At 61.9% G+C, this 17,708-nt stretch carries 20 protein-coding genes and 2 pseudogenes; 14 read left to right on the top strand and 8 right to left on the bottom strand.

All coding sequences use genetic code 11. The features are described 5' to 3' along the window. The first annotated feature begins 89 nt into the window (after positions 1-89). The 14 genes and pseudogenes from IEV62_RS17420 to IEV62_RS17355 all read left to right on the top strand — a co-directional run bounded on the left by IEV62_RS17420 (position 90) and on the right by IEV62_RS17355 (position 10,281). Positions 90-452 carry a hypothetical protein gene (locus tag IEV62_RS17420; RefSeq protein ID WP_188449763.1) on the top strand — a complete coding sequence of 121 codons (363 nt, stop codon included), beginning with the start codon at positions 90-92 and terminating at the stop codon, positions 450-452. Continuing rightward, complete coding sequence (locus IEV62_RS17415) at positions 449-868, top strand: CopG family transcriptional regulator (RefSeq protein WP_188449761.1); 420 nt, start codon at positions 449-451, stop codon at positions 866-868. Before IEV62_RS17420 ends, IEV62_RS17415 begins: the two co-directional genes overlap by 4 nt. Positions 869-1,310: 442 nt before the next feature. After that, positions 1,311-1,934, top strand: a complete 624-nt coding sequence (locus tag IEV62_RS17410) for a hypothetical protein (protein WP_188449759.1) — start codon at positions 1,311-1,313, stop codon at positions 1,932-1,934. A gap of 398 nt (positions 1,935-2,332) precedes the next feature. After that, a complete protein-coding gene (gene trbB, locus IEV62_RS17405) occupies positions 2,333-3,316 on the top strand; it encodes a P-type conjugative transfer ATPase TrbB (RefSeq protein ID WP_188449757.1) in 984 nt (327 codons plus the stop codon). Then, entirely contained in the window at positions 3,313-3,600 is a 288-nt protein-coding gene (locus tag IEV62_RS17400) for a TrbC/VirB2 family protein (protein ID WP_229733352.1), read from the top strand. Before trbB ends, IEV62_RS17400 begins: the two co-directional genes overlap by 4 nt. Continuing rightward, positions 3,524-4,630 (top strand): annotated as a pseudogene (locus IEV62_RS17395) (TraG/VirB4 family ATPase); the annotation flags it as partial. The gene IEV62_RS17400 and the pseudogene IEV62_RS17395, both read left to right, overlap by 77 nt. Beyond that, a complete protein-coding gene (trbJ, locus tag IEV62_RS17390) occupies positions 4,627-5,373 on the top strand; it encodes a P-type conjugative transfer protein TrbJ (protein ID WP_268234250.1) in 747 nt (248 codons plus the stop codon). The pseudogene IEV62_RS17395 and the gene trbJ, both read left to right, overlap by 4 nt. A gap of 10 nt (positions 5,374-5,383) precedes the next feature. Next, positions 5,384-5,752: a putative entry exclusion protein TrbK-alt gene (gene trbK-alt, locus IEV62_RS17385; RefSeq protein ID WP_188449755.1), complete on the top strand. Its 369-nt coding sequence runs from the start codon at positions 5,384-5,386 to the stop codon at positions 5,750-5,752. Position 5,753: 1 nt separating this feature from the next. Then, positions 5,754-7,028, top strand: a complete 1,275-nt coding sequence (gene trbL, locus IEV62_RS17380) for a P-type conjugative transfer protein TrbL (protein ID WP_188449753.1) — start codon at positions 5,754-5,756, stop codon at positions 7,026-7,028. A 6-nt stretch (positions 7,029-7,034) separates the two neighbouring features. Further along, positions 7,035-7,718, top strand: coding sequence for a conjugal transfer protein TrbF (gene trbF, locus IEV62_RS17375; protein ID WP_188449751.1), 684 nt, complete (start codon positions 7,035-7,037; stop codon positions 7,716-7,718). Further along, complete coding sequence (trbG, locus tag IEV62_RS17370) at positions 7,715-8,728, top strand: P-type conjugative transfer protein TrbG (RefSeq protein ID WP_188449749.1); 1,014 nt, start codon at positions 7,715-7,717, stop codon at positions 8,726-8,728. The genes trbF and trbG overlap by 4 nt, the downstream gene beginning before the upstream one ends. Positions 8,729-8,756: 28 nt before the next feature. Further along, positions 8,757-8,942: pseudogene (locus IEV62_RS17365) on the top strand (TrbI/VirB10 family protein); the annotation flags it as partial. Then, entirely contained in the window at positions 8,939-9,169 is a 231-nt protein-coding gene (locus tag IEV62_RS17360) for a DUF2274 domain-containing protein (protein WP_373868609.1), read from the top strand. The pseudogene IEV62_RS17365 and the gene IEV62_RS17360, both read left to right, overlap by 4 nt. Positions 9,170-9,372: 203 nt before the next feature. Further along, complete coding sequence (locus tag IEV62_RS17355) at positions 9,373-10,281, top strand: HEPN domain-containing protein (protein WP_188449747.1); 909 nt, start codon at positions 9,373-9,375, stop codon at positions 10,279-10,281. A gap of 357 nt (positions 10,282-10,638) precedes the next feature. Here the strand turns inward: IEV62_RS17355 and IEV62_RS17350 are convergent, their stop codons facing one another. The 8 genes from IEV62_RS17350 to IEV62_RS17315 form a co-directional block, all read right to left on the bottom strand. Next, complete coding sequence (locus tag IEV62_RS17350; RefSeq protein WP_188449745.1) at positions 10,639-12,540, bottom strand: ATP-binding protein; 1,902 nt, start codon at positions 12,538-12,540, stop codon at positions 10,639-10,641. Positions 12,541-12,566: 26 nt separating this feature from the next. Beyond that, on the bottom strand, positions 12,567-13,562 hold the full coding sequence (locus IEV62_RS17345; protein WP_188449743.1) for an ATP-binding SpoIIE family protein phosphatase: 996 nt from the start codon (positions 13,560-13,562) through the stop codon (positions 12,567-12,569). Positions 13,563-13,565: 3 nt separating this feature from the next. Beyond that, on the bottom strand, positions 13,566-13,964 hold the full coding sequence (locus IEV62_RS17340) for an ATP-binding protein (RefSeq protein ID WP_188449741.1): 399 nt from the start codon (positions 13,962-13,964) through the stop codon (positions 13,566-13,568). Then, on the bottom strand, positions 13,951-14,340 hold the full coding sequence (locus IEV62_RS17335; protein WP_188449739.1) for an STAS domain-containing protein: 390 nt from the start codon (positions 14,338-14,340) through the stop codon (positions 13,951-13,953). Before IEV62_RS17335 ends, IEV62_RS17340 begins: the two co-directional genes overlap by 14 nt. Before the next feature lies 1 nt (position 14,341). Beyond that, positions 14,342-15,211: an STAS domain-containing protein gene (locus tag IEV62_RS17330; protein ID WP_188449737.1), complete on the bottom strand. Its 870-nt coding sequence runs from the start codon at positions 15,209-15,211 to the stop codon at positions 14,342-14,344. Between the two features lie 251 nt (positions 15,212-15,462). Then, positions 15,463-15,789 carry a hypothetical protein gene (locus IEV62_RS17325; protein ID WP_188449736.1) on the bottom strand — a complete coding sequence of 109 codons (327 nt, stop codon included), beginning with the start codon at positions 15,787-15,789 and terminating at the stop codon, positions 15,463-15,465. Between the two features lie 146 nt (positions 15,790-15,935). Further along, a complete protein-coding gene (locus tag IEV62_RS17320) occupies positions 15,936-17,369 on the bottom strand; it encodes an IS91 family transposase (RefSeq protein WP_188449735.1) in 1,434 nt (477 codons plus the stop codon). A 4-nt stretch (positions 17,370-17,373) separates the two neighbouring features. Then, on the bottom strand, positions 17,374-17,708 hold a 335-nt coding region (locus IEV62_RS17315; RefSeq protein WP_188449734.1), incomplete at its 5' end, for a tyrosine-type recombinase/integrase.

Genomic DNA, 17,708 nt, shown 5'->3' with positions numbered 1-17,708 from the left:
TGAATCGCTTCTCCGAAATAGGAACACCGGTGACCGTCCGCCTCTCATAACATCTTCAAGTAAAAGCGCGGTTATGCTCTCGCGACGTTATGCAACAAAGCCATTGGACGGGCGCACCGCCGGTTGCTGCGCCAGCCATCGTCTCACCGGCGCCGACGCCGGCGGACGTCGTAAAGAAAGAAGCTGTGGTGAGGCCACCGGACGAGGGAGAAATGGAAGTTATTCGAGACATCACTCCGACGGGCGATCCCGCGAACGCAGGCATACGACGCGAACCCGATTTGCCAGTGCAGGAAGAGATCGTGCCGCTACCCAAGGCACCACAAAGCGAATTCGAGTTCGGAATCCTGACAAACCCGGAAGATGAGATCGCTCGACGCCGGCTACAGGATCGTGCCGCTGGCCTCGCGCGTCAGGCGTCGCTCGATCCCGGTGACGGGATTGCGCTATGACGATCAAGCCGCGCGTGAAGCTGACCTTTCGTCTTCCGGTTCAACTCGGGCGTGACCTCGCCGAGCATGCTCGGACACGAAAGGTGCCGCAGGGAGCGATCCTCGAAGCAGCGCTGACCTCGTTCCTGTCGCCCGATGGAGCCGACCGCCTCGAAGCGGCGCTGGCGCGGCGTCTGGATCGACTGACCCGTCAAGCCGAGCGGCTGGAATGGAATGTCGAACTGACCAACGAAACGCTCGCTTTGTTCATCCGGTTTTGGCTGACCAACAATGCGCCGCTCCCGGACACCGCATTGGCAGCGGCGCAGGCGATGGGAAAGGACCGCTGGGAGCGGTTCGTGGAATCGCTTGCGCGAAAGATGGAAAACGGCCCCCGTCTCAGCAGGGAGGTTTCGCGCGACGTGCCCGGGCGCTGAAGGCCGCATGGGCCAGCTGCGTAGGGTGTGCGGTCCATATCGCATTTTGGGCGTCATGGGCGTTCAGAAGTGGTCGCGTAACTCAGTTCGAAACGCGTTTCTCGCTGGCACTTAGGCGCGCGTGAAAGCGTGATCCGTGCCGATCGTCCGAGGCGAAGGAGGCGCTGTAGTCCGCATAATGTTGTGAATCCGAGAGCAAGAAGCCAACAGCCGCATGCGACCCGCATTGTCCGGTCAAATTGCGTTCGCGAACCGCCATGGCGCTCGCGATTCGGGGTCCGCAAAAGCCGAGAGTCGAGGTACCTCTGCCGCCATGACTATTCAAGCGACTCGCCTTCCATGGCCCGCCGATTTCCCAAACGCGGTAGTCCACACGACCGTTCTGAAGCGCGACGGCCATCCATCTTATGCGAGCGCCAAGTCAGGCGATCCCGAAGCCGCGTTGACGCTCGCCAGCGACCTTCTCGATATCAAGTCTGTCGAGGTGTTGCGCTCGTTCATCGGTCCGCGCGAGGCGTTTCTCCTGCCGGTGATCGCGGATGAAACCCATGGCTTCAACGCCATCCCTGACGCGATGGCGCAGGTGCTCGGCCGCACCTACAACCTGACCGTGGTCGCCGGCGAGATCGTGCAGACCAACAAGGTCGGCCATACCCGCGCCCCGGCGTTCCAAAGGCTGGTCACGCCCGCCGTCTTTGACGGCGATGTGCAGAGCGGTGCGGCTTACGTGCTGGTGGACGATCACGTCGGGCTGGGCGGCACGCTGGCCAATCTGCGTGGCCACGTAGAGGCGCATGGCGGGCAGGTCATCGCGATCACCACGCTGACCGAAAGCCGCGATGCTCGACGCATTTCGTTGAGACCTGAGACGCGCGATCTGCTATGGGAGCGGCATGGCGAAGAACTCGATCAACTCTGGCGAGCCCAATTCGGGCACGGGATCGACTGTCTCACCGAAGTCGAAGCTCTCCAGCTATGTCGTCAGCCATCCGTTGCCGGCATCGAGAATTTTCTGGCTAAGGCAGCAGTCGAAGCACGTAGCCGCGGTCTCGCACCAGCGGTTTAGCCAGCAGTCTCAAGGTTAGCTCGGCTTTCTTCGACATTCGCCGCGACGCGCGGGGCGTGCATGAAATCGGGAAAACGTGGCCCTAGCTAGAGCCGGCAACCGTCTGTGCCTAACGTCCGATATGGAACGCAAACCGACTGTGTCAGGGTCGCAGCGTCGAAAGCCAGCAATCTACCTTCGCAGGAATCGGCGTTCGGCAGCGTCCGGCGCAAACCGCTGAAACGGCCTGAAGCGGATCGCGCCCATGAAACCGGTTCGCGAGTACGACGCCGATTGCAAGTCGTTCTACGCTACACCGCGACGCCCTGACTTTGCTGTTGAGTATCGGCCCTTTCTGTCTCTCTTAATCATCCCCGTCAGCCGCACCGCATGGGTGAGGCCATTTCTCGGGGTGTTGCGTGGCCGTTCTTCCAATCCGATCCGAAGCCGGTTTGCGTGGTGCTAGAATGCTGCGCACTGCCCTTGGCCCTGCCATTGCGACATGGCTTGATGATCCCAAGGTCATCGAGGTCATGCTCAACCCCGACGGGCGGCTGTGGATCGACCGGCTGGCCGAGGGCGTCAGCGACAGCGGCCACATCATGGCCAGCGCGGACGGCGAGCGCATCGTGCGCCTCGTCGCGCACCATGTCGGCGTTGACGTTCACGCCGGCAACCCTCGCGTCTCGGCCGAATTGCCGGACGGGGGAGAGCGGTTCGAGGGTCTGCTACCGCCTGTCGTCGCGGCGCCGACCTTTGCGATCCGCAAGCCCGCCGTCGCGGTCTTCACGCTCGACGACTATGTCGCGGCCGGGATCATGGCGGCTGATCAGGCGGCCGTGTTCCGCGCGGCGGTGCCCGCGCGCCTGAACATCCTTGTCGCCGGCGGCACCGGCACCGGTAAGACCACGCTCACCAACGCATTGCTTGCCGAGATCGCGCTGACAGACGACCGAATCGTTCTGATCGAGGACACGCGTGAGCTTCAGTGTTCTAGCCCCAATCTGGTTGCGTTGCGGACCAAGGACGGCGTCGCCTCGCTCTCCGACTTGGTCCGCTCGTCGCTGCGGCTGCGGCCCGATCGCATTCCGATCGGTGAGGTGCGCGGTGCCGAAGCGCTCGACCTCCTGAAAGCCTGGGGCACCGGCCACCCGGGCGGCGTGGGCACGATCCACGCCGGCACCGCGCTCGGCGCGATGCGCCGCATGGAGCAGCTCATCCAGGAAGCCGTCGTCACCGTGCCGCGCGCTCTGCTCGCCGAGACGATCGATCTCGTTGCGGTCCTCGTCCGCGATGGTCGTGGCCGGCGGCTTGCCGAACTCGCTCGGGTCGATGGGCTCGATACCGACGGCAACTACAATATTTTCCCTGCCGTCCCCGGCCAAATTGGAGCAAAAGCATGACCCTCCGCCTTCCTTTCGCAAATGAGCGCACGCTTCCGCCATTGCTGACCGCTGCGGCCGCTGCGTTCCTGGCACTTCCGGCCTATGCCGCCGGGTCATCCATGCCTTGGGAAGCGCCGCTTCAGTCGATTCTCGAAAGCATCGAAGGACCGGTCGCCAAGATCGTCGCAGTGATCATAATCATCGTTACTGGGCTCACGCTGGCGTTCGGTGATCGTCGGGCCGACCGGCGCAGGCAAGTCAGTATTGCTCGGAATGATGGCGATGCAGTTCCGGCGCTATGAGCGCGCGCAGATCTTCGCCTTCGACTTTGGCGGTTCGATCCGGGCCGCAACGCTCGCCATGGGCGGCGAGTGGGAAGACCTTGGCGGCGGCTTGCACGACGACGGTCCCGGTGGCGTGTCTCTCCAGCCGCTCGCGCGCGTCGATGACCCGGCGGAGCGCAACTGGGCCGCGGAATGGCTCGCCGCGATCCTCGCAGGCGAAGGCATCACGGTCGATCCGCAGGTGAAGGAGCATCTCTGGTCGGCGCTCGGCTCCTTGGGATCAGCACCGGTGGGTGAGCGCACTATCACCGGCCTCACGGTATTGCTGCAATCGCGCGCGTTGAAGCAGGCGCTCGCGCCCTATTGCGTCGGCGGGCCTTACGGGAATCTGCTCGATGCCGAGAACGAGCAGTTCGGTGACGGCCGCGTCCAGGCGTTTGAAACGGAGGGTCTGACCGGCTCGGGTGCCGCCCCTGCGGTCCTTTCCTATCTGTTCCACCGCGTCGAGGGTCGGCTCGACGGGTCGCCGACGCTCATCATCATCGACGAGGGCTGGCTCGTCTTGGACAGCCCAGCCTTCGCGCAGCAGCTTCGCGAATGGCTGAAAACGCTGCGCAAAAAGAATGCGAGCGTCATCTTCGCCACACAAAGTCTCGCCGACATCGAAACCAGTGCGATCGCGCCTGCGATCGTCGAAAGCTGTCCGACGCGCATCTACCTGCCCAACGAGCGCGCGATCGAGCCACAAATCTCATCTATCTATCGGCGCTTTGGGCTGAACGATCGGCAGATCGAGATCCTCGCGCGTGCGACCCCAAAGCGCGACTATTACTGCCAGTCGCGTCGTGGCAATCGTCTGTTCGATCTTGGCCTAGGCGAAGTCGCGCTCGCATTCGTGGCGGCATCTTCAAAAACCGATCAGCTCCAGATCGCGCAACTGCTCCAGCAGCACGGGCGTGCGGGCTTTGCCGCGGCCTGGCTGCGCGCACGCGGGGCCGGTTGGGCCGCCGACCTTCTTCCCACCGTCCATCAGGAGACTTCATCGTGAAGCGTTCGATCCTTTATCGTGTCGCCGTGCCGAGCCTCGCCGTCGCGCTGATGGTCGCGAGCGTGCCAGTCGAGGCGCAATTCGGCGGTATTGTCTATGATCCGAGCAACTACGCGCAGAACGTGCTGACCGCCGCACGCTCGCTGCAGCAGATCAACAACCAGATCCAGCAGCTCCAGAATCAGGCGACATCGCTGATCAATCAGGCGCGCAATCTGGCGTCGCTGCCCTTCTCCTCGCTCGCGCAACTGCAAGCACAGGTGCGACGGACCCAGCAGCTGCTCAACAGCGCACAGCGGATCGCTTATGACGTCCAGTCGATCGATCAGGTGTTCAGCACCAAATATCGCGGCGTCAGCATGTCGGCGAGCGATCAGACCTTGGTCGCTGGCGCCAAGGATCGCTGGGAGAACTCGGTCGGCGCATTCGAAGATGCGCTGAAAGTCCAGGCCGGTGTCGTCGGCAATATCGACGGCGCCAAGGCGACGATGGACCAATTGGTCACGTCCAGCCAGTCGGCGAGCGGCGCGCTGCAAGCGACGCAGGCCGGCAACCAGCTCCTGGCGCTGCAGTCGCAGCAGCTCGCCGACTTGACCGCATTGCTCGCTGCGCAAGGCCGGGCGCAGTCGCTTGACGCCGCGCAAAGGGCCGCTGCGCAGGACCAGGCGCGCGAACAGCTTCGGCGCTTCCTGACCCCGGGGACGGGCTATCAGCGCGGCGCCGTCTCCATGTTCCATAACTGAGGCGAGCATCATGGATGGCAAGACCCTTCCGCGCATTGGCGCCATCGCGTTCGTCGGGATCGTGATCACCGTCGCCGTTATCGACATGCGGCGTGCGCCCAGTAGCGAGGCTGTGGCGGCCCCGGTCGCTGCCGTAGCCTTGAGCGAGCCGTGGCGCGCCGAACTGATTCGCTGCCAGTCGATCGGGCAGGCCGGTGCGAACGACGGCGCGTGTCTGCGTGCCTGGGCCGAGAACCGGCGGCGCTTCCTTGCAACTGGTGCGCCGACAGCGCTGACCCCGCCGATCGCCACTGCCACTGCCCCGGCGTCCGAAACGCCGGATGTGATCACCAATGACAGCGAAGTTGCACTCCCGTCGTCCGACACGGGAGCGCGCTGAGATGGGTGGCACCGGCGTCATCGACCGCTTTCTTGAGGTCTTCACCTTCTATATCGATTCTGGCTTCGGCTTGCTGGGCGGAGAAGTCGCGTTCATCGCGACCACGCTGATCGTCATCGACGTGACGCTCGCGGCCCTGTTCTGGACGTGGGGCGAAGGCGACAACATCATCGCCCGGCTCGTCAAGAAGACGCTGTTCGTCGGTGTGTTCGCCTACATCATTGGTAACTGGAATTCGCTCGCGAAGATCGTCTTCAACAGCTTTGCCGGGCTCGGCATCAAGGCGTCGGGCGCCGGCTTCAGCGCCGACGATCTCCTCCACCCGGGCAAGGTCGCCCAGGTCGGGATCGACGCGGGACGGCCGATAATGGACTCGATCTCGGGGCTGATGGGCTATGTCAGCTTCTTCGAGAATTTCATCCAGATCGCGGTGCTGCTGTTCGCCTGGGTGATCGTGTTGCTCGCCTTCTTCGTGTTGGCAATTCAGCTCTTCATCACGCTGATCGAATTCAAGCTCGCGACCTTATGCGGCTTCGTGCTGATCCCGTTCGGTCTGTTCGGCAAGACCGCCTTCATGGCCGAGCGCGTGCTCGGCAACGTGATTTCGTCGGGCATCAAGGTGCTCGTGCTCGCCGTGATCATCGGCATCGGCTCGACCCTGTTCAGCCAATTCACCTCCGTCACCGATACCCAGCCGACGATCGAAGATGCGATGGCGATCGTGCTGGCATCCCTCTCCCTACTGGGTCTCGGGATTTTCGGTCCGGGCATTGCCAACGGCATCGTCGCAGGGGGACCGCAGCTCGGCGCTGGTGCCGCCGCTGGCACCGCGCTTGGTGCGGCAGGCGTTGTCGGTGGTGCGGCCGCTGCGACCGCACTGGCGGCTGGTGCCGCTACCGGCGGAATCGGTGCAGCCGCCTCGGCTGGCGTGCGCGCCGCCAGCGGTGCTGCTTCTGCCTATAAGTCGGGCGCAGCCGGTAAGTCAGGTGCGGCAAGCGTAGCCGGTGGCCTGTCCGGCGTCGGCAAGGCCGCCATGAGTGCCGCAGCCTCTCCGCTTCGCAAAGCCGCTGATGCCGCAAAGCAAGCCGGGGCCGGTGCTGGCGAAGGCACGTCTGGCGGGGGTGGGGGCGCTGGCGCATCCGCACAGCCCGCTTGGGCTACCGCCATGAAGCGCCGTCAGGCTGTCGGGCAAGCCGCGGCCGTCGCCGCGCACACCGTAGGCTCCGGTGACGGCGGCGGGGCTGGCTCTTCCATCGATCTCAACCAGAAGGATTGATCGTTCATGTTTAAACGCCCCTCGATCCGCTACGGGCAGACGCCCGAGCCGGTCACCCCCTATCAGCGCGCCAGCCAAGCCTGGGATGATCGGATCGGTTCTGCCCGCGTGCAGGCGCGCAACTGGCGTCTCGCCTGCTTCGGCTCGCTCGCGCTGTCGGGCGCACTGACCGGCGGGCTGTTGTGGCAGAATGCACGCGGGACGATCGTCCCCTGGGTCGTCGAAGTCGACAAATTCGGCGAAGCGAAATCGGTGGCACCGGCCACCGCTGACTACAAACCGACCGATCCGCAGGTCGCCTTCCATCTGGCAGCGTTTATCGAGGATGTTCGCGGCATAGCCGCCGACCCTGTCGTGGTCCGCGAAAATTGGCTTAAGGCCTATGATTTCACGACCGAGAAGGGTGCAATCGCGCTCAACGATTATGCGCGTTCCAACGACCCGTTCGCGCAGATCGGCAAGGTGCAGGTCGCCGTCGATGTGTCGAGCGTCGTGCGCGCCTCGGCCGACAGTTTTCGCGTCGGCTGGACCGAGCGCCATTATCAGGACGGTAGTCTGGCGCGGACCGAGCGCTGGTCGGCGATCATCACCGTCGTGGTCCAGCCGCCGCGCACCGCCGACGCACTCCGCAAGAACCCGCTTGGCCTGTTCGTCAACGCCATCAACTGGTCGAAGGAACTCAGCCAATGACCCGCCTGAATCCTCGCTTTTCCGTCCAAGACATGTTGCTGGCCTCGGCCACGATACTGACGGGCTGCGCGACGTATCAGGCACAGGCGCAGTCTTTGGACCTCACGACCACGACGCCGGCGCAGCACGCAGCAGAGCCTGCCGGGCAACGCGAGATCATCGCGATACCCGTTCCGCTGCCGCTGCCCGGCCAATTGAAGCGGCTGCCGAGCCTCAGCGCGAGAATGATCGACCCGGATCCCAAGATTCGGGTTGTGATCGCCAATGCCGCCGCGCGCATCCAGCCAGCCAGCGACGGCTTTCTCAATGCAATCCAGCAATATCCCTGGACCGAAGGCGCACTGTATCAGATCTACACCGCGCCCGGACAGGTTACTGATATCGGGTTGCAGGAGGGTGAGCAGCTTGTCGGGGCCGGACCGGTAGCAGTCGGTGACACCGTGCGCTGGATCATTGGCGACACGACCAGCGGTGCTGGCACAACGAACCGGGTCCATATCCTCGTGAAGCCGACGCGCGGCGACCTTGCCACCAATCTGGTGATCAACACCGACCGGCGGACCTATCATCTCGAGCTGCGCGCGACGCCGGCCACCTATATGGCCTCGGTCTCCTGGACCTATCCGCAGGACCAACTGATCGCGCTGCGTCGGCAAAACGCCGCTGCGGTCGCCGTCGCTCCGATTGCGGGCGACCTCGATATCGCGACACTCGAATTTGGATACGCGATCGAGGGCGATCGTCCCGCCTGGCGGCCGCTCCGTGCGTTCGATGATGGTCACCAGGTCTTCATCGAATTCCCGGCTAGTATTGCGCAGGGTGAAATGCCGCCGCTGTTCGTCGTGGGTGCACGCGGCGCGGGCGAGCTCGTCAACTACCGTGTTCGGGGTCGCTTCATGATCGTAGACCGGTTGTTCGCGGCCGCGGAGCTTCGCATGGGCGGCAAGCAGGGCTCCGAGACGGTAAGCATCGTTCGATCCAACGCCATGGGCCGAAAGGGTAGGAAGTGACCGAGGCCGTCGCAGAGCCTGCCCTAGCAGTGACAGCGACCTGGTGCGCGCGGTGCGTCAGGGCACGTCCGACACCGTCAGCCAGACCGGTCAGCAGATCGTGCGCCGCGAGTTGAATATCCAGCCGACGCTGACGATCCGGGCGGGCTATCCGGTGCGGGTCATCGTCACGCACGATTTGGTGCTTGCACCGCCCCGAACCGGAGACAGATGATGGGCAGGCTGAAACTTGGGGCATTGGTCGAGGACAAGCCGGTCAAGATTTCCGTCGAGCTACCGGCTGCCATCTACCGCGACTTGGTCGCTTATGCGGCGGTGCACGGGGCCGAGAATGAGCAGCCCAACCAACCGCCCGAGAAGCTCGTCGCTCCGATTCTGGCGATGTTCATAGGCGCGGACCGGGAGTTCGCTAAAGCGCGCCGCGTCCTTTCCTCGGCGTGAAGTGCCGAAGCACAGTGCCGGAAAAAAGGCGTGTGTCTCCGCGTTTCAGTGCGGCTGTGCTCTACGACCCTGGTTGCGTCGCCAAGCGGCTCAGGCGTCTCAGCCCTTGCGGGTTGCGATCACTGACGTGGCATTGGCGACCGAACGAGCATAGGCTCTTTCTCGACTGTGCAGAGACTCCACCATGTTGCTAGTATGTGCCGATGCGCGACCTTCTCGACCATTTGCCACAATCGAAACAGCGCGAGTTGGCGCACGTCGTTCGCGTGCTGTTCGAGGAATTCGGGGCGGTTCATGCGCGCGGCAATTCGAAATGGGCGAAGCAGGGGCGCATTTTCAAGATCGTGCTCTATGGCTCCTACGCGCGCGGCGATTGGGTCGATGATCCGGTTGGGGGGTATAAATCCGACTATGACATCCTGATCGTCGTCAGCGACGACCGACTGGGCGATTTCGAATTCTGGTCGCCGGCCGAGGATCGGCTCATGCGCGATCTGACCATCACTGGCGTGCTGACGGCACCGGTCAATTTTATCGTGCATACGCTCAACGATGTGAACTCGCAGTTGGAGCGCGGGCGACCGTTTTTCATCGACATCGTCGAGCAGGGGGTGGCGCTCTACGAAGCCGAAGGGTTTCCTTTCGCTCAACCGCGTAAGTTGCCACCGGAAGAGGCGTTCGCCGAAGCACGAGCCTATTTCGAGAAGTGGTTTCCAAGCGCTGTAATGTTCACCCAGACCGCCGATTTTGCGATTTCCAAAGGGGGTCGTAACGAGGCGGCATTTCTCCTCCACCAAGCCACAGAGCGCTTGTACCACAGCGTCCTTTTGACTTTGACACTGTACAGTCCGAAGTCTCACCGCCTGAACTTCCTACGATCCCACTGCGAGGAGATCGCGCCGGAATTGATCTCGGCGTGGCCCCGCGAAGACAAGTTCAGCCGACGTTGTTTTGATCTGTTGCGCCAAGCCTACGTGAACGCGCGCTATTCTCCGCATTATGAGATCAGCGCCGAAGAGTTGCGGTGGCTGGGCGAGCGGGTCGGCACGTTGCAAGCGCTTGTGCGCGATGTTTGCGAACGCCGAATAGCCTCGCCGGAGTTGGAGGAATAGACGCGCAATCGTCTTTTTTTAACGATTTTGCCGAACGAAAGCCGCGGAATTCGATGGCAAACCTGGGGAAAATGCAGAGCGTCCGCATTTGGGCAAAATGGGTGGAAACGGGCATGTCCGCTTTAGAGCGCCGAGTGGTCTATTTTGCGCGTTCGTTCAGGCATGCGTGATTGATCCGGCCAAGGCCGCGCGCACTCCATTGTAGGTGGCGGCACCGGTGGCGTCGTTTTGCGCCCAAGTCAGATCCGCACTCGAAAGCGAGATGCCGTAATGAGCGCAATTTTACGCGAAGCGGTCTAATCCGGCCGCAATAGAGGCTCCGATCCGTGCGTTCGCATAATCAGTCATGAGGCTCATTTACATAAAGCCGCGGTTGTCTCTGCTTGCGCCGCCGCCGACAGGCGTAAGATCTGCGTGGCCGACTGGAATCGATCCGGCGGTCGACACTGGCTGATCCAAGGCTTGGCGAACCCTGAGCGCAAGTTCGTCGTAACGGAAGGGCTTTTGCAAAAGATCGATGCCGGTAGCGAGATGACCGGTATCGGTGACGGCATCACGGATGTAACCGCTTGCAAATAGCACCTTGAGACCGGGGCGTAATTTTTGAGCCCTTTCGGCAAGTTGCGGCCCGCTCAAACCACCAGGCAGAATCACATCTGTTAGCATAAGATCAATACGATCGATCTTACCCAAGACGTCCAGAGCAATAACGGCATCGTCTGCCCGCTGAACCCGGTAGCCAAGCTCGGTCAACGCTTCGACCGTATAATTTTGCACCTGAAGATCGTCTTCCACCACCAACACCGTTTCCGACGGCGCGGCTTTCATCGTCGGTTTGAGCGTTGCGACGAAAGCTTCGATCGGAGCGTCCATGGAACGGGGAAGGTAGATGGTTACAGTTGTGCCCTCACCAACGATGCTGTCGATCTTGACGTGCCCGCGTGACTGTTTCGCAAAGCCGAAAACCTGGCTGAGACCAAGACCGGTGCCTTGGCCGACGTCCTTGGTGGTGAAAAAAGGCTCGAACACACGATCCAGAATATCGGGCGACATACCGGTCCCCGTGTCAGAGACGCAGATGGCAACGTATTGCGCTGGCTCCAACCCGACCACCGCGTGGCTTGCGGCCGCATCGACATTATGAGCCGAAACGATTGCGGTCCCGCCCTGGACCAAGGCATGCCCGGCATTCACGGCGAGATTGACGATGGCGTTTTCGAGCTGATGGGGATCAGCCTCGGCGAACCACAGATCGGGATCGATCCGGATCGCTAGTTCAAGATGCTGACCGAGCGTTCGGCTCAAGATATCAAACATGCCGTGGCTGAGTTGAGCAACGTCAATCGGCTTTGGATTGAGCGGCTGGAGCCGTGAGAAAGCCAAAAGGCGTTGCGTGAGGATCGCAGCGCGGTTCGCGCCCTCCATGGCGTTCGACACCGACCGGCGCCACCGCGGTGCATCCTCAGGCAGCTGCCGGTCCAACAGTTCTAGATTGCCGACGATGACCTGCAGCAGATTGTTGAAATCGTGCGCGACCCCACCGGTCAACTGACCAAGCGCCTCCATCTTCTGGGCTTGACGGAGTAATGCCTCTGCCTCGTCGCGCTCCTTGATCGCTGCCGCGATGGCGGCTTCGAGGCCGTCATTGAACCGCTTGAGCTGTTCGGCACGGTTCTCTAGTTCGGCATGGAGCGAGATCATGCTGCGGTTGGTCTCGACAAGCTCGGCGTTGAGCCGATCGAGTTGAACCTGGCGATCCGTTGTCACCTCCAGCGCGCGCGTCAGATCCTCGTTCTGAAGCCGAACTTCACCGTCCGCATCGGCCATCGCATCAGCGGAAAGGCAGTCGACAAGCCGTGCAATCGCAGCGTCGGTGCCCAGCGCGGAAACCGGCAATATCTTTTCAAGCGTTACGCACGTTCCTTCGGCGGACGTGTCGATGTCGAACCGATCCATCAAGCACCGAGCGCCGGTGATGCCAACGCCCATGCCCTGCGTGCTTCGATACCGCCCTTCCAAAATAGCCGTCAAATCATCGATCCCTGGACCTTTGTCGATGATACGGATCTGCAAGTCTCGGCCGGATTCGGCAGTGCTGACAGCCAGCTCGGCCTGGCCTCCGCGCCCGTAGCTTAGGGCATTGCGCGCAATCTCCGACACCGCTGTGGCGATCCGTGTCTGGTCCTGCTGGCTGAAGCCGAGGAGCTCAGCTACCCGACGGGACCGTTGCCGCAGAAATGCGACATCGCCTTCGGACACGATAGGAACGGTCAGAATAGATCGTCTCATTCCGGCTCTGACCTCACAACCATGATGGTGACGTCATCCTGCTTGCGGCGGAAATCGCGATACAGCACGCCAGCGATCAGGGCTGGGTGACGCGTCTGCAGGCCGGGATAGCTCTCCAGGTTCCAACTGGTGCTTAGCCCGTCCGACGCGAGCACTGCCACAAAAGGCGCGACAGCGGGATAGTCGAAGGTCTGGAACTTGCGCGCAACATGGCCGACCGTACCGTTATGCGACACCATTCTGCGTGTCTCTCCCCGTCGGAAGATTGCACCCGCGACATTCCCGACACCGGCAAACCTGACGAGCCCGTCCTGCTTACGGTAGCACATGATACCTACCGCCGCCCCGCGAGTCTTTCGCAGATCCGCGTGCATCGCTTCAGCAATCTGTTCCGGTGGTTTGCCGACTAGCCTGTTGAAAGTCATAACAGCCGCATTCGAAGCCTCGGCAGCGTAAACCCCATGGCCTAGGCCATCGACGACCATGGCGCTGAACCCGTCCTCTGCTTCTATAAAACGGAAGCCGTCGCCACAGACGGTCTCGCCCGGATAGGGTGCCGATACAACGCCACAGCGCGACATTGGCGGCGTCTGGCGAGGCGGGTTTATTGCTATGCGAGAAAGGATTGCTGTTCCGCGCCCCGGCTGCGAAAAGATGTCCAGAACCAAAGATTGCCGCCGGACTGCGCCAAGACCATTGCCGCTGGTGCCGTAGGTGGAATAGCCGTCTTCTAGACACGCTGCGACGTTCGCCATGCCCGGGCCATTATCGAGAGCGAGACATTCGAAGCCGCTGCCTGTCTCATCCTCATACCCGCCGATCAACAGCTCGCCACCGCCGGCGTGTTTTAAAAGATTACCGGCCAGCTCGGTCGCTACAATGCCGACCTGGCCGATACCCGTTTCTGAAAAACCCAGACGTTTGGCCAGCGCCATCGCATTGCGACGTGCGTCACCGGTCTGGGAGGGATCGGCGATGGGGATCGAATCCATGGACTAGTTCCACCGCGTGATGACGACACGCGTTCCCTCGCCAACCACGGACGTAATTTCAAATTCGCTGGAAAGCCGCTTCGCGCCGCTGAGGCCAAGCCCCAGCCCGCGGCCGCTGCTGTATCCGTCGATCATCGCTTGTCCGATGTCGAGGATACCCGGACCGTGATCTTCAAACGAGAGCCGCAGTCCCCGGCGTCCTTTGCCCTCCACGACTTCAAGCACCGCATGTCCGCCGCCACCATAGACAAGGGTGTTGCGGGCCAATTCGCTTGCCGCGGTCACGATCTTGGTCTGATCAACGACACCTAATCCCAGGCCGATTGCAAGACGCCGGACTTCGGCCCGTACTCGGATGACGTCAGAGGATTCACGAATGGGAATGGTCTCACCCCCCGTCATGCCGGTCGACTTCCTCGAAGTCGTCGACCGAGATGCCGATGAGCGCCATACCCCGCTCGACGTTCAGCGCGGTTTTGACGCCAACCAGCGTTAGACCAAGTTCGACCAGTGTGATGGCGACGGGCGGTCGCATACCTACGACGACCGTCGTGGCGTCCAGCATCCGGCCGACCGAGGCAATCGTGTCGAGCATTCGCCCCATAAAGCTATCCACGATATCGAGGCCTGAGATGTCGATCAACACGCCCTTGGCACCCGTGGTCATGATCTTCGCCGTGATGTCGTCCTCCAGCGCTTTGGCGAGACGGTCATGCATATCGACCTGAATAGTCACGAGAAGCGCGGAGCCGAGCTTCAGGATCGGAATGCGATCCATCTCAGCTCTTGCTCGCAATCGGCCGAGGCACGACCATGCGGCCGGTGCGCTTCAGCGCGAGTGCCAGCGCGTCCGAAAGCGATGCCTTCGACACCATGTTCAGCTCCACGCCCAAATGGACCATCGTCTGGGCAATCTGCGGACGGATACCGCTGATGATACAATCCGCGCCCATCAACCGCGCCGCTGCAACCGTCTTCAACAGATGCTGCGCCACCAGCGTATCGACTGTAGGAACGCCTGTGATGTCGATGATGGCGATTTCCGCTTCCTGATCGACGATGCTTTGCAGTAAATTTTCCATCACGATCTGAGTGCGCGAACTGTCCAGCGTGCCGATAAGAGGCAGCGCGACGATGCCGTCCCACAGTTTGACGACGGGCGTCGAAAGCTCGCTGATCTCCTCTTGCTGGCGCTTGATCACTTGTTCGCGACTGGTCTGATAAACCTGCATCACGTGAAGGCCGAGCGAGTCCATCACTTCGGTCAGCGCCCAAGCCCCGTCGCCAAGGGCCTCGACGTCCTTGCTGGAACGTCTCAGCCTCGCGAACAGCGGGTGCTTCAGCGAAAAGACGAATGTTGCCGTCTCACTTGGACTGAAGCCCTGCAGCGCACGCGAGCGGGACATCTCGTCAAGTATGGCCGTTACTGGCTCGTATGCAGCAGTGTGCGTATCCGTTGGCGCATCGGACTCGAAAGCACCCTGTAAGGCTGCCAGGAAATCCCGGCACTGCGTGCGTAGCTCGTTCTCGTTAACACGCCCATTGGCAGCACCACCTGCGGCTTTCAACGACAGCAGCCATTCGTCCAAGAGCGTACCGCCATCGTCAGCAATGAGCGATCGCAGTGCATTGATGGCGGGGGTGTTCATGGTGGTTCTCCTGGCCTTTAGTCGGCCAGCACGATCGAGCTTGGCGAGCGCGGTGGTCGTGCTATTGTGTATCCACGACTTTCAGACGTTAGCAAGCGTGCCGAACGCTAATTCCGTGCGGTTAGATGACCCACGTCGAGGTCGAACGCCGGCCGACCACCGTGGACGCAGCCTCGATGAGGCGGACGGCTACGGCGCAGATACGAAAAACCCCGCCAAAAATTGGCGGGGCGATCGTAGGCTCAGATGCGTTATTTCTTGCCGTCATCTTTTACGCCGACGGTCGGCACATCGATCGTCGTTTTCTGCGTTTCGACCTTGGGGACGGTCACGGTTTGCTTGGTTGTGCCGACAACCAGCTCTTTCGAGTGAACATCGACGCTTGGCATGTCACCGCCTTTCGCGCTGACATTGACGGTTGGCAAGGCGCCGCCTTTGACGTTCGCGCTCCAGAACCCGGTTGCAAAAAGAAGCCCCACGATGATGAGAACGGCTAGCACGACGCCGCCAATGACAAGACCGGTATTGCCGCGCTTTTCTACAGCGGTCGTCCCGTCGGTGTTGCGATACTCAGCCATTTTTATTCTCCCTTTAACTTAATTCACAAACGGGCCACCGCAGAAATGGTTCCACATCGGTAACAGTTGTCGCCAGCGTAGCGCGTCGGCTCAGGGAAAGGACAGCGACCCGTGACGATCGCGTCCTGACGAACTCGCGGCCCGGTTTAGTTACCGCCGGGATGACGCAGTCGCCTCAACAATCCCTTGCTGGTCGTCGCTTCGAACATCTCTGACGCGCTTTCGGGATCGAGCACTTCGTTGTCGGCGAGCCATTCTTCCACGGAAGACAATTCTGGGATTTCGTATGGACGAAGCGACCGGCCGGTGCCCCGCAACGCCTCGATCGTCGCAATGATCGATCCGCTTGCCTCGATCTCGCCCGCGACCATTTCAACGGAAACGCCAAGATGTTCAGCAATCAAACCATCACGGATCGCGCGGATCGAGACGCTGCCTTCTTCGCCAGCGTCGATTACCACGTCACATTCCGTGTCGAGCCCCATCGAACGATTGTTCATGTTGGCCGATCCAATCCGTAACGTTCGCCCGTCAACAATCATCACCTTGGCGTGGACGTAGATTGGCTCGCCCTGTGCAGTAAATGGGTGATAGATTCGCAATCGTCCAAACCTGTCGCGCTGTATCAGTGCCGCCACGAGCCGGGCCCGGGCGGTATCCATCGCGACCGGCTCAAGCCAGCCCTGGGCTGCGAGCGGATTGATGATAACGATTTCCGGACAGCCCGTTTCGGCAAGACGCTTGGCGATAGCTTCCGCGATCTTGCGCGACGCGAAATATTGGCTCTCCGCATAAATATTGTGTTGAGCTGCCGCGATCTGGGCAACGAACAGCGCCTCGATCTCGCGCACTTCGGGGCATTCGGGCATCTCAGGCCGGGTTCTTGCAATGCCCACATGCACGTCGTGAAAATCGGGTGCCAGACCCTCGGGCCAACAATCGGTCTGCTGGTCGACTGGATCAAGCGGATCGCCTCCGGCACTCGCCCAACGCTCACGCGACAAGTCTCCTAGCGCAGCGGCGACTGGTCCCTGCAGGGCCGTCGTCGCATCATGCCAAGGTTTGTAGGTTTTGCCCTTCGGATTGATGCGGCGCGGTTCGACATCCCGGTGTTCGCGCATGTCCCACCGCTCGCTGGTCATGTCGATGCCGCCACAAAAGGCCAGGCAGTCGTCGATAACGACGATTTTCTGATGATGCGATGCACCGGTTGGATGGGCACCGTCGAGGCNGACCAGTGCCTTGTTGTGGAACGCGACGTCGGCGACCTCGGCGGGCAGCGTGAACACGACGTGGAAGTAGCCCACGGGCAACAGATCTGCCTCGCGCTCCGCCAGCCAGGTACGTGCGGCCGCACCCTGGCACCGCGGGCAATGCCGGTTGCGACAGCTGTTATAGGCAACCCGCCAATGCCCGCAGTCGCTGCAGGCCTCGACGTGCCCGCCCATGACGGCGGTGCGACAATGCTCGATCGCCGACATGACCTTGAGCTGGTGCAGGCTGAGATGCCCGACATGCGCGGCCCGGTAGGCAGGTCCTGCGCTGCGGAAGATGTCGGCGACCTCGAGCGAGGCGCGCATCGGCTCAACCGGCGGGCGGCCCTGTTCGCTCTTGGCCCTCCATCAACGCCATCAGCCGGTCGAGCGGACCGGTCACGGCATGGATCGTGCGGGTCGCGACCTTGGTGTAGAGCGCGGTGGTCTCCAGCTTGCTGTGCCCGAGCAGCACCTGGATCACGCGGATATCGACGTCCTGTTCGAGAAGGTGGGTGGCGAAGCTGTGCCGCAACGTGTGCGGGCTGACACGCTTGCGGATCCCCGCGGCGTCGGCCGCCTCACAGACCGCGCGGTGAAGCTGCCGCGTCGAGATCGGATCGGTGTAGCTGCGCCCCGGAAAGAGCCAGCCGTGCGGCAACAGGA

Source organism: Sphingomonas psychrolutea, assembly GCF_014636175.1.
Classification (GTDB): Bacteria; Pseudomonadota; Alphaproteobacteria; order Sphingomonadales; family Sphingomonadaceae; genus Sphingomonas; species Sphingomonas psychrolutea.
The sequence above is the reverse complement of the archived record's forward strand: the minus strand, read 5'-3'. Positions and strand labels throughout refer to the sequence as shown.